The sequence below is a fragment of the Methylobacillus sp. genome, assembly GCF_036844465.1.
In the GTDB taxonomy this organism is placed as follows: domain Bacteria; phylum Pseudomonadota; class Gammaproteobacteria; order Burkholderiales; family Methylophilaceae; genus Methylobacillus.
In genome coordinates, this window is the sequence record NZ_DAIUFW010000011.1 from 47,838 (window position 1) to 58,900 (window position 11,063).

At 53.6% G+C, this 11,063-nt stretch carries 10 protein-coding genes; 2 read left to right on the forward strand and 8 right to left on the reverse strand.

Annotated elements, in window-relative coordinates:
- Positions 1-15: 15 nt before the first annotated feature.
- The 3 genes from V7Z75_RS12300 to V7Z75_RS12310 all read right to left on the reverse strand — a co-directional run bounded on the left by V7Z75_RS12300 (position 16) and on the right by V7Z75_RS12310 (position 3,251).
- Complete coding sequence (locus tag V7Z75_RS12300; RefSeq protein WP_334108966.1) at positions 16-1,485, reverse strand: sensor histidine kinase; 1,470 nt, start codon at positions 1,483-1,485, stop codon at positions 16-18.
- Positions 1,482-2,330: a TonB family protein gene (locus tag V7Z75_RS12305; protein WP_334108967.1), complete on the reverse strand. Its 849-nt coding sequence runs from the start codon at positions 2,328-2,330 to the stop codon at positions 1,482-1,484. Before V7Z75_RS12305 ends, V7Z75_RS12300 begins: the two co-directional genes overlap by 4 nt.
- Positions 2,331-2,405: 75 nt before the next feature.
- On the reverse strand, positions 2,406-3,251 hold the full coding sequence (locus V7Z75_RS12310) for a quinoprotein relay system zinc metallohydrolase 2 (RefSeq protein ID WP_334108968.1): 846 nt from the start codon (positions 3,249-3,251) through the stop codon (positions 2,406-2,408).
- A gap of 228 nt (positions 3,252-3,479) precedes the next feature.
- Here V7Z75_RS12310 and V7Z75_RS12315 point away from each other — a divergent pair, with 228 nt between their 5' ends.
- Both V7Z75_RS12315 and V7Z75_RS12320 read left to right on the forward strand, forming a co-directional pair.
- Positions 3,480-4,433 (forward strand): beta-propeller fold lactonase family protein, encoded by a 954-nt coding sequence (locus V7Z75_RS12315; protein WP_334108969.1) that lies wholly within the window; start codon positions 3,480-3,482, stop codon positions 4,431-4,433.
- 73 nt (positions 4,434-4,506) lie between these two features.
- Entirely contained in the window at positions 4,507-5,106 is a 600-nt protein-coding gene (locus V7Z75_RS12320) for a cytochrome b (RefSeq protein ID WP_334108970.1), read from the forward strand.
- A gap of 59 nt (positions 5,107-5,165) precedes the next feature.
- Here V7Z75_RS12320 and V7Z75_RS12325 read toward each other — a convergent pair whose 3' ends face one another.
- The 5 genes from V7Z75_RS12325 to mobB all read right to left on the reverse strand — a co-directional run.
- Complete coding sequence (locus tag V7Z75_RS12325; protein ID WP_334108971.1) at positions 5,166-7,319, reverse strand: TonB-dependent receptor family protein; 2,154 nt, start codon at positions 7,317-7,319, stop codon at positions 5,166-5,168.
- An 83-nt stretch (positions 7,320-7,402) separates the two neighbouring features.
- Positions 7,403-8,383, reverse strand: coding sequence for a PfkB family carbohydrate kinase (locus V7Z75_RS12330; protein WP_334108972.1), 981 nt, complete (start codon positions 8,381-8,383; stop codon positions 7,403-7,405).
- Between the two features lie 6 nt (positions 8,384-8,389).
- Positions 8,390-9,166: a GntR family transcriptional regulator gene (locus V7Z75_RS12335; protein ID WP_334108973.1), complete on the reverse strand. Its 777-nt coding sequence runs from the start codon at positions 9,164-9,166 to the stop codon at positions 8,390-8,392.
- Between the two features lie 128 nt (positions 9,167-9,294).
- The gene (gene moeA / locus V7Z75_RS12340) at positions 9,295-10,560 is read right to left on the reverse strand and encodes a molybdopterin molybdotransferase MoeA (RefSeq protein WP_334108974.1); all 1,266 of its coding nucleotides are present in this window, start codon (positions 10,558-10,560) and stop codon (positions 9,295-9,297) included.
- The coding region (gene mobB / locus V7Z75_RS12345) for a molybdopterin-guanine dinucleotide biosynthesis protein B (RefSeq protein WP_334108975.1) at positions 10,557-11,063 on the reverse strand (507 nt) is incomplete at its 5' end. The genes moeA and mobB, both read right to left, overlap by 4 nt.

Consider the following 11,063-nt stretch of genomic DNA (forward strand, 5'->3'; position numbering starts at 1 on the left):
CAGCAGGATTGCAGCTTAATCGGACTGGTAGTTGCGAGGAATGGTGATTTCAGTGCTGGTGCCTCCCTTGACCCTGGCATTGAAGTGGATGTGTCCGGAGAGTGCTTCCATGACCTTGAAAGCAAAAGGAATCCCCAACCCAGTGCCAAAGCGCTTGGTGGTGGGGCCGGGGCTGGCAGCGTGCGGGTCAGGAGTGAAAGGCATACCTGGGCCTTCATCATTGATTATGATATGCAGGCTATCAGTAAAAGCATGGCAGATGATGAGCAGTTCCCCTGCTTGTGGCGATGCTTCCGCAGCATTCAACAGCACATTGTATAAAGCCTGTTCCAGCAGGTTTTCATCGGTGAACAGTTGATCATTAATACTTTCCCAATCAGGCAAGTACAGCTTGAGCTGTTTTTCCTGGATTTTCTGTTGTAGCGGAGTGAGCGCTCCCTGCAATATCTGGCGCAATGTGGTGTGGCCGGCATGTGGTTTCAATGGATGCAGGTAGGCCAACAACGCGCGCGTCCAGCGATCCAGGCGATCTACCGTACTGATGATGGCAGCCAGAGAGTCGCGGGTTTCCTGATCCAGTTGCTCATGATCAGTTACCTGTGCGGTGGCGCGAATGCTGGCAAGCGGGTTGCGGATATTGTGGGCGAGCATGGGAACGAGGAGGCCGAGGGCAGCCTGTTTCTCCGAGCGAACCAGCGCTTCCTGGCTGTGGGCTAGTTTTTCCGCCATGATGTTGATAGCGGCTGATAGTTCGGCGAGTTCGGCGACCCCTTCTTCCGGTGCATGATAATCCAGGTTGCCTGTGCTGATCTCGCGTGTGGCATCCAGAACATGTCGGATAGGATGCACGATGGCCCGGTTCAGGAAAATCCGTGAAAACACCAGCAACAGCAAGGCGAGGCCAATCGGGATCAGCAGCAGGGTAAAAGCTGTATGTCTGACTTCTTCTAGCCTGGAGGAAAGCTCGCCATGCTTCATGAGCAGCAATTTTTCAGCGCGAGCCGAGATGAGTTCATAGCGATGGAAAATATTGGATTCAAGATGGGTATTTAATACCTGCTCCAGATCTATGTGATTATCGTTATTCGCCAATGTGAAGATGAGCTGGGTTTCCCGCGTCAAGCTCCGGTAGCCGTCATTCAATTCCGTGATGGCGGCTTTTTCCTCGCTGTCCGCGGTCAAATCCAATAGATTATGGAAGTGGGCGTCTATGGAAAGGGTATAGGCGTTGTATTCTTCCTGCGCATTGGGGTCTTTCAGAAAATACAGATCAAACAACTCTTTCATTTGGCGATACAAATCGCCGCGGGTCTGTTGGATTTCCTGCACCATCAGGTGAATGCGCTGGGATTCCTGGGACGACTTGTCCCAGATGCGCATGCCGATGACTCCCGCCGTGCCGGCCAGGATGACCAGCAGGAAAAAGGCCAGCTCATGGATAAGCAAAACATGCTTGAGGGATTTGGCTTTAGGGTGCGCGCTCATGATTCATCCAGCGTAAAGGGAACCGGCACCAGGATGACCAGTTGCTTGCTGCTGCGCAATATGTCCGGCGGCTGGGGCAAGGGCGCTGCTTTTTTTACCATGGTAATCGCCTGCTCATCCAGCACTTTATGTCCGCTGGATTTTCGGACAACGGTGGCAGTGATCTGACCTTTATCATCACAGTGCACTTCCAGCAGCACTTCGCCTTCCCAGCCGCGCATCTGGGCGATCTTGGGGTATTGCTTGTATTTGGCAATAGCGCGCGCCAGCTGACTGCCATACAGACTGCGGGCTGCTTCCAAGTCCTGCTGGCTAGGGCCGGCAGGCTCGGGCGGAGGCGTTGGCGCAGGAGGTGGTGGAGCCGGAGCGGGGGCTACAGGGGCAGGATCCGCATTGGCTGGCGCTGTCATGACATCTGGAGCATGGGGAGCGGCGTGTTCGGTTTCTACAGCGGGCGCTGATGTTTCTACTGGTGGCGGCGTGACTTGCTCTACAGGTTTGGATTGCGGCTTGATGACAGGTTGCGGAATGGGTTTGGGTTCCGGTTTGGGCACAAGAACAGGCTTGGGTTCCACTGGTTTGGGCTCAATGGGGGGCTTGACCGGTTCGGGTTCTGGCTGTGGTGTTACGATAGGAGCAGGCGGGGCTGGTGGAGCAGGTTTTGGAGCGGGAGCCGGTGCCAGCTCAACCTGCAATATACTCGGCTTGGGTTCTGCGGGTTCCGTGAAGCTCAGCATGGGCAATTGCAATGCAATGGCGAGATGCAGGACCAGCGAGATCAGGATGAACCAACCCAGGCTGTAATTGTTTTCTGTCGATAGTATGGGTTGGGCGGTAGCAGCCAAAATTATGAACGCAACAAAGGTATCAAGTTAACGGGAAGAGCTGATTATAGGCTGTCGATGACCTTTGATACAGGCTTATTCCCACTCCAATTGCGGATAGATTAGATTGACATTGCGGCGGTTGACCGGGGTGAATAATTGCCATTTTTCCGCCTCGCTGGACGCGGCAGTGTCCATGGTCTGCTCCATGGATTTGCCTTGCTGGATCGCATTGCGCACATCCGTCAGCAGCACATTGAGATAGGCGGCCTCGCGTTGCAGCGCCCCGGCAAGATCCTGTGTGGCCGGGCCATGGCCAGGGATGACGTAGTGAATCCCCTTGAGTTGCTCAAGCTGGGAAATGGCGGACAGCCAGCCCTTGATATCGCCATCAATGGATGGCGCGCGCTCAATAAACAACAGGTCGCCTGTCCACAAGGTGCCGGTTTTCTGGTCCAGCACGGTCAGGTCCGTATTGGTATGCGCGTTGGGGTAGGGGGTCAGGAGTAGTTTTCTGTCGCCCAGGTCCAGCTCCTGGCTGGATTGCACCAGGACGGAAGGCTGCACGATTTCGCTACCGTCAAAATTGTCTCCCAGGAGGTCATGGCCCTGCCGCAAGTAGGCATCCTTGCGCAAGGTCATGGCGTTGGCAAGTTTTGCATGGCCGACAAAGGTGGCGCCCTCTTGCTTGAATGCTGCATTGCCAAAAATATGGTCGGGGTGGATGTGCGTGTTGATGACATACAGCACAGGCAGCTTGGTATGCTGGCGTAACGCATTGAGCAAGGCCATGCCCACTTTCTGGCTGCCCCCGGTGTCGATCACGGCCACGCCCTTGTTGCCGATAATGAAGCCGATGTTACTGATATCGCCGTGATAGCCTTCATCCAGGTCTTCATGCGCTCCCTGGTGCATGAACACGCCAGGGGCTACTTCCTGCATTGCAAACTCCTGCGCCAGGCAGGCGGAGGTTGGGAAGCAGAATAACAAGGCGAGGCAAAGTGAGCGTATCATGACGGCACAACTTCCATTGGGCTGAATGGGAACATGTTAAATGCCTATATACAGCCCTGTAAATACCGGATGGAACTTGAGAAGCATTGAAACGTCTGAAACAATGCGTCATAAACGACAAAAAATAAAATTCTAATACACTACCGGAGAATGTATATGCAATCCAAGTTTGAGTTGAAGCTCGCCGTGGCTGCGGCTGCGCTGGCGTTTTCGGGGACTCTTCTCGCTGCCCCATTTGCTTATTCCACCAATGAAAAGTCTGGAACGATTTCCGTCATCGATACCAAGACCGATACCGTAGTAGAGACTTTTAATGCCGGAAAAAAGCCGCGTGGCGCGGCGATCACCAAAGACGGCAAGTATATTTTCGTCAGCGACCAGAAACAGAACTCACTGCTGGTGATCGACCTCAAGACCAAGAAGGTGACTGACAAGATCAAGCTGGAAGAATCACCTGAAGGCGTGGGCATTTCGCATGACGGCAAGTGGATTTCCGCTGCCAATGAAGAGGACAACACGGTTTCCGTGATTGATACCGGCACTCACAAGATCAGTTTCACGGTCGACATGCAGGGCAAGAACCCGGAACATGCCGAGTTCAGCCCGGATGGCAAATGGATGTACGTCAGCGCGGAAGAGGCCAAATATGTGGATATTGTCGATTTGGCGCAGCGCAAGTCCATCAAGCTGGTGGAAGTAGGTGAGCGCCCGCGCGGCATTGGTTTCCTGCCGGATAGCTCCCGCGCCTATGTCGCCAATGAGGCGGCTGGCAATGTATCCGTGTTTGATACCAGCAAGCATGAAGTGATCGCCACCATTCCTGTCGGCCAGCGTTCCAATGGCGTGCTGGTGCTGCCCAATGGCAAGAAGGTTTATATTTCCAATGGTGGCGACGGCACACTTTCCGTCATTGATACAGCCACCAACAAGGTGACAGCGACCATCCCGGTCGGCAAGCGCCCCTGGAACATGGATATCACACCGGATGGCAAGAAGCTCTATGTGGCCAATGGCAAATCCAACTCTGTGACCGTGGTGGATACCGAGCACGACAAGGCGCTGAAGGAGATTCCTGTGGGTGACACCCCATGGGGTGTTTTCGTACACTAATCACTCGCGTCGAAATCACGGCATCGCATGCTGATTTACACGGCGTGCGATGCCCTTGTTGGCTGGAACCATCATGCATAACCCGGATTCAAGATACACCAAGGTCGCCATATGGCTGCACTGGCTGGTCGCAATCGGCATAGTCGCGCTGCTTGCGCTGGGCTGGTACATGAACGAATTGCCCAAGGGAGGGGCCAAGGTAGCCAGTTTTGATTTGTTCGACCTGGGCGTGTACACCATCACCCTGTCTGAAGCTGTTTCCCCGCGCACCTTTTATTTCAACCTGCATAAATCAATAGGTTTGACAGTATTCTTCCTGATTGCTTTACGCGTCTATTGGCGGTTCACGCATCGTCCTCCGGCATTGACTTCGGTCAAGCCGTGGGAGCGGATATTGGCGCACGGCACCCATCACCTGCTCTATGTGCTGATGATTGTCATGCCGCTCACCGGCCTGCTGACCACGCTGTACAGCAAATATGGCTTGAGCTGGTTCTCCATTCCAGTATTGCCGGGCCTGGATGAGCCAGCGTTGCGGGATATTTTTGTCGAAGCGCATGAAGTAACGGCGATTTTGCTGATCATCTTGATCAGCCTGCATATCCTTGGCGCGTTGAAACATCAATGGATTGATAGAAAGGACATCATGAAGCGCATGTCCTTGTTCAAATGACGTGAGCTTGCCCCAATAAAAAAGGACGCCATGGCGTCCTTTTTTATTGGGTGGGTTATTTAGAAAGCATATGTCGCATTCAAGCCCAACAGCCAGTTGCGGCCTGCGGCAGGTTCGTAGAAACGGCTATTGCCATCGTTGACGCGGATGGAACCGATGTAATCCTTGTCAAAGATATTCTCTACACGAACATATTCGCTGAAGCGCCAGTTTTGCAGCTTTTGCTGGAAGCCGGCGCGGATGTTGAAGATCGTGTAGGAGGTAGCAGACTCCGTATTTCGGTCGTCAGTGTAGACCTTGCTATTGTGGCGAGCTTCGAAGGCAGTATTGAAGCCGCTGGCTTGGTGTTTCCAGGCAACTTCGCCATAAATCTGTGAACGATAAGTACCGGGAATATAGTTGCCTGAATTTACTGTATATGGGCGAGTTATGCCGCCACTGGTGATGGTATAAGAATAGGTATCATCAAACTTTGCATTGAGTAGAGTATAGGAGCCAAACAGCGAGATATTGTTGTCGAGTTTGGACTCTATTGAGAACTCAGCCCCAGTACGTTTAGTTTTGCTGGCATTCATGTAGGCTACATTGTTATTGACGTTCTGCTGCACCACTATTTCGTCGTTAGTACGCACGTTGAACAATGTCAGGTTTGCAATGGTATTGTTACCAACAAATGCCTTCGTACCGATTTCAAAGTTGCGGCTTTCACTTGGCTTTAGACCAAGATTGGGACCAGTAACAGGATTGGCGGTAGCATATGCTGCTTCAACAAAAGTTGGGGTTTCAAACCCTTTACCGTAGTTGGTGTAGATATTCCAAGTTGGTGTGACTTTCCATACTGTACCAATTACAGGAGTGGTTTTTTCATAGGTCACACTACCGCTTTTATCTATACCACCAGATCTTAAATTATCATCCACTTCCAACTTGACCTTGGTACGACGTATACCAAGATGCAAGTCCAAGTCGTCTAGAATTGACCATTGTGCTTGCAGGTACTTATCGGAATTTGTCGCAATATTTTCCTCATCGCGATTTAAACGGTTTGCATCTGTACGTTTCACCCCATTGTAGGCATTAATGTCCATGCGGTCGTCATTCATTTTGCCGTACGTCAAGCCAGCACTAATCGAATATGGGCGACTCAGCAATTGGCCAGTGTGTGTCCATCGTAAGTCTGTACCCCAGAATTCACGATCAATTGAACTAGCCCGCCCAGCCCAGCGACCTTGAGCATCTGCCGCTTGGCTTGTAGAAAGGTATTGTTCATTTCTTCGGTTACCAACATAAGAAATCAGGTTGATGGAATTGTTTTCGTTGAGCTTATGTTCCAAGTTAAAGCCAACTTGAGTCTGGCTGCGGGAGACTCGGGTATCTGCCCCGTAAGCACTGGCAATCGCTTGCTTGCGGTCAGCACGTACATTGGCCTTGCTTAGGCCTAATGGGTCGTCGGCATCCTGATCAAACCAGTTGATTAGGGTAGTAAGCTTGGTGTCTTCATTCAGATTGAAGCGGAATTTGGCGGTCCCTTGTTCTTTTGTGTTCCTGCTGTGGTCGCGGTAGCCGTCGGAGGAGTAATTGCTGTAGTTGATCATGTATTCAAGACCATCTGCAGTACCGGCAGCACGAACATTCTCACGGCGGGTGTTGTAGCTGCCAAACAATACACCAGCAGAGAGTTCATGGCCTTGTGGCGCGTTTTCGGTGAGTAGTTGTACCACGCCGCCGGATGAGTTTCCGTAGAGGGCTGAGAATGGTCCGCGCATGACTTCAATACCCTGCATGACGCCCAAGTCTACGCTGCCTGGTTGGCCGCTGCCGTCAGGGTAAGTCAGTGGAATGCCGTCGACATATAGACGGACGCCGCGTACACCAAACGCGGAACGGGCACCAAAGCCACGTGTGGAAATCTGTGGGTCCTGCGACATTTGCGTGCGGTTTTGTGCGGTGATGCCGGGCACACGAATCAGGCTTTCCGAGAGCGTCATCTGCGCCTGGCCATCCTGAATATTGTCCTTGCTGACAACATCAATGGCGACTGGCAAGTCAAAACTTTTTTGCGCGCCACGGGTAGCAGTGACGACGATCGGGGAAACCACCTGCGTATTATCCCTGGCTTCTGTATCGGTTTCTTCTGCGAATGCCGGGCTGTTGCTGCACACACTCAATACGGCGAGCGGGATAAGTTTGAGGTGAAACCTGGATTGAAACATGATGACTCCCTGATGATGCGTTTTGACTAGTTTTCGATGAGGGAAAGCTTAGGTGAAAAGCCGACTCTTGACCATCAGGATAATCATGAATTTGTATCGAAACCTTGCCTGTCCAGGAAAGATTGCAGGGTTTCCATGGTTGGCAGGTGAGGTAGCAGGCCATGTTGGCGGATAGCCAGGCTGGCGCTGGCGCAGCCATTCTGCAAGGCAGCATCGATTGCATTACCGCGCAACATGCTTGCCAGGAATGCGCTGGCGAAGGCGTCCCCTGCGCCTACGCTGTCGATGACATTTGTTTTTAACCCTGCTTGCTGGCAGGTGCGACCATCTTCCAGCATGGCGACGGCTCCCTGGCCGCCTAGAGTCATGACCAGGGATTTTCCCGGAAATCGTTGATTGAAATGGCTGGAATGTAGCCAGTTGAGCGCGGCATCCCTGCTGGTGAAATATTCTGCCGGGCTCTGTAGCCAGGTTTGTGCCTCGGTCTGGTTGACGATGAGTACATCGGTGAGGGCAAGCAATTCCGGGCTGATTTCGCGGTAAGGCGAGGGGTTGAGCACGGTCATGCGGCCAGCGGCACGGGCTATCGAGAAAGCGGTGCAGATGGCAGCATCCGGTAACTCAAAAGAGGCGTAAGAGAGGTCAGCTTGTTCAATGTCTGTGACATGCTGTTGGATATGGCTGGCATTCAGCACGGCATTGGCGCCAGGGTGCACAACGATCTGGTTTTGCCCCTGGGCATCAACCAGCGCGACGCCATGACCGTTGTATTCACTCGTCAGGGTAATGGCGATGTGGTCGAGCTGCCATTGCGCCAATATGTCCCTGCATTGCTGTTGCGAGAATGGGTGCTGGCCGCAGGGAATGATGCCACTGACCGGAGTGCCAAGTTTATGCAGCCCGACCAGGACATTGAGTCCCTTACCGCCGGTTTCGCAGTAGAAATGCTCTGCTTGCAGCGATTCGCCATTTTGCGGGAAGCGGCGCACGGAATAGATATGCGCGATCATGAGGCTCGCCAGCACATAGGCGGACGAGGCAACTGGTTTGAAATTGGCCAACATGAGATGTTAGCCTTTCATCTTGATTCGGTAGGCGTAAGCGTCGCCGCGGAAGGTGCCTTCTACATATTCCAGCAATATGCCGTCATGAGAATAGCTACGGCGCTTGATCAGCAGACAAGGTTGCGGGGAACTGAAACCGAAAGCACGGTTTTCCACATCGTTGGAAAGCACAGCCTCTACCGTCTGCTCGCACCAACTTAAGTGATGCTGGCATTGCTGGTTGATGGTTTGGTAGACGGAGGTATTGAGGTCGGCATCGCCTAGCTCCGGCAGCCGGGGCAGGTTGTACCAGGCGACTTCGTGCGAGAGCGGTTTCTCGTCCCCATAACGGATGCGCTCCAGTTTGAGGAGCTTGGCACTGGCGTCGAGGCCGAACATCGAGGCCATGCCGCGATCATTGATGATGCTTTTTTCCAGGATACGCGAAGATGGCGTCATGCCCAGTTCGTGCATTTCATCCGTGAAGCCGCGCAGCTTGAACATGTGTGTGTCAAGCCGCCCCGGTGTGAGCACGGTCGTGCCGCCTTTGCGGTTGCTGGTGATGAGCTTGCGGTTGCGCAGCTCCATATAGCTACGCTTGATGGTGATCTTGCTGATACCCAAGGCTTCAGAGAATGCGGTTTCCGTGGGTAGCTGCGTGCCTGGCTTGAGTTCTCCCTGCAATATCAGCGATTCAAGCTGCTGGAATAGCTGGGCATAGAGCGGCGCGGGAATGTTTTTGTCCAACGTGACCATGCTGGTAATAGGAGCTAAACCCGTTTGGGTATTTTTCAATGGAGACACGCGTAAACCTTACAAAGATTCCCTGCAGAAATATCCTGGCAGCTCAGTGTTCTCAACTGCGGCTAGGCGAGCAGAATGCTTTAGTACGCATACTGGCAAGGAGTCAAGGCAGGCTGCCGAGCGCATGACTAGATAATGCCCTCCATGACTTGCACGTGTACTTCTGTGCCAGCAGGCAGGTTGCCTATCGCTTCATCCAGCACAATGAAACAATTGGCCTCGGACATGGAGCGCAGGATGCCGGAGCCCTGGTTGCCGGTAGGGCGGACTTGCCATACACCTGTGGAGTCGGTGAACAGGATGCCACGCTGGAACTCGGTGCGGCCTGCCAGCTTGCGGATGGGCTCGGTGCAGGTGGCTTTCAGTAAGGGCAGGGTCGGGACTGGGTTTTGTCCCATTAAATGGAGCAAGGCGTCCCGCACGAATTGGTAGAAAGTGACCATGACTGCGACCGGATTGCCCGGCAGGCCGAAATAATGCGCTTTACCGACCTTGCCATAAGCAAGCGGACGCCCAGGCTTCATGGCGATTTTCCAAAAAACGACCTGCCCAAGTTTTTCCAGCAATTGCTTCATGAAATCTGCTTCACCGACGGAAACGCCGCCGCTGGTCAGAACGACATCCGCCTGGGTGGATGCCTGGATCAAGGTTTGTTCCAGGGTTGCCGGGTCGTCATGCACTATGCCCATGTCGATGATATCGACGCCGAGCTTTTCCAGCATGCCATATAGGGTATAGCGGTTGCTGTCATAAATCTGCCCTTCGCCCAGGGGGGAGCCAATGCTCACCAGCTCGTCACCTGTGGAGAAGAAGGCTACCTTAAGCCTGCGATAGACCGATACTTCACCGATACCCAGCGATGCGATCAGGCCCAACTCTGCCGGGCGCAATTGACGCCCGGTTTCCAGCACGGCCTGCCCTGCTTTGAGGTCTTCGCCTGCATAACGCACGTTGGCGTACGGTTTTGGCGCTTCCAGGATGGTCATGATGTCGCCGCTGACCTGGGCTCGCTCCTGCATGATGACAGTGTCAGCACCAGACGGAATGACAGCGCCAGTCATGATGCGAATGCATTCGCCAGCTTGGAGCGTGCCCTTGAAGGGCTTGCCTGCAAAAGCAGTGCCGATGATGTTCAGGCTGCTGCTGGTAATATCGCGGCTGTGGAAGGCAAAACCGTCCATGGCTGAGTTGTCGTGGCTGGGTACATTCAGTGGCGAGATAATGCTGGTCGCTAGCACGCGCCCGAGCGCGGCTTTCAAGGGTAAGGTTTCCGTGGCTGTGACAGGGCTGAGGAAATCGCGGATGAAGGTCTTGGCCTGGGCAACCGGCATGGAGTTTGGATCGTAATCGTCCTGGCAACTGATGAGCTGGCTTAATGAGGGAGGCATAGTCATGGCGTCGGGTTTTGCATCCATTGCATGATAAAGTCGGCGATGGAGTCGGGATTGTTCAAATCCAGCGTTGGTGCCGCGGCATCGGTGAGCGGACTATCGGTAGCGACGGCGATGATGCTATCGTCGCTCGCGGCCAGTAATGGATAGTTCAGGCTGGGGCGGTGAATCTCGATCTTGCAGATGTCTGCCTGCTTGAAGCCTTCTACCAGAACGAGGTCGATGGTAGCGGGTTCAAGCCGGGGCAGCACTTCCGCCAATGTGACGGGGTCATCCTGCAGTTCCGGTATGCGTTGGCGTTCTGTCATCAATACCCAACGGATATCCGAGGCGACCAAGGTCTGGACGGCGCCTGCCTCACGCAGACGGTAACTATCCTTGCCCGGCGTGTCGACATCGAACCTGTGATGTGCGTGCTTGATGACAGAAAGCCTGAGTCCGCGCCCCACCAGTACTGGAATCAGGCTGGTGAGCAAGGTGGTTTTCCCGGCACCGCTGCCATAGGC

What these genes read in the sequence shown, in the direction of transcription:
- V7Z75_RS12315 (WP_334108969.1), top strand. Translation starts at nt 3,480, where the DNA reads ATGCAATCCAAGTTTGAGTTGAAGCTCGCCGTGGCTGCGGCTGCGCTG.
- V7Z75_RS12320 (WP_334108970.1), top strand. Translation starts at nt 4,507, where the DNA reads ATGCATAACCCGGATTCAAGATACACCAAGGTCGCCATATGGCTGCAC.
- V7Z75_RS12325 (WP_334108971.1), bottom strand. Translation starts at nt 7,319, where the DNA reads ATGTTTCAATCCAGGTTTCACCTCAAACTTATCCCGCTCGCCGTATTG.
- V7Z75_RS12300 (WP_334108966.1), bottom strand. Translation starts at nt 1,485, where the DNA reads ATGAGCGCGCACCCTAAAGCCAAATCCCTCAAGCATGTTTTGCTTATC.
- V7Z75_RS12310 (WP_334108968.1), bottom strand. Translation starts at nt 3,251, where the DNA reads ATGCAGGAAGTAGCCCCTGGCGTGTTCATGCACCAGGGAGCGCATGAA.
- moeA (WP_334108974.1), bottom strand. Translation starts at nt 10,560, where the DNA reads ATGACTATGCCTCCCTCATTAAGCCAGCTCATCAGTTGCCAGGACGAT.
- V7Z75_RS12330 (WP_334108972.1), bottom strand. Translation starts at nt 8,383, where the DNA reads ATGTTGGCCAATTTCAAACCAGTTGCCTCGTCCGCCTATGTGCTGGCG.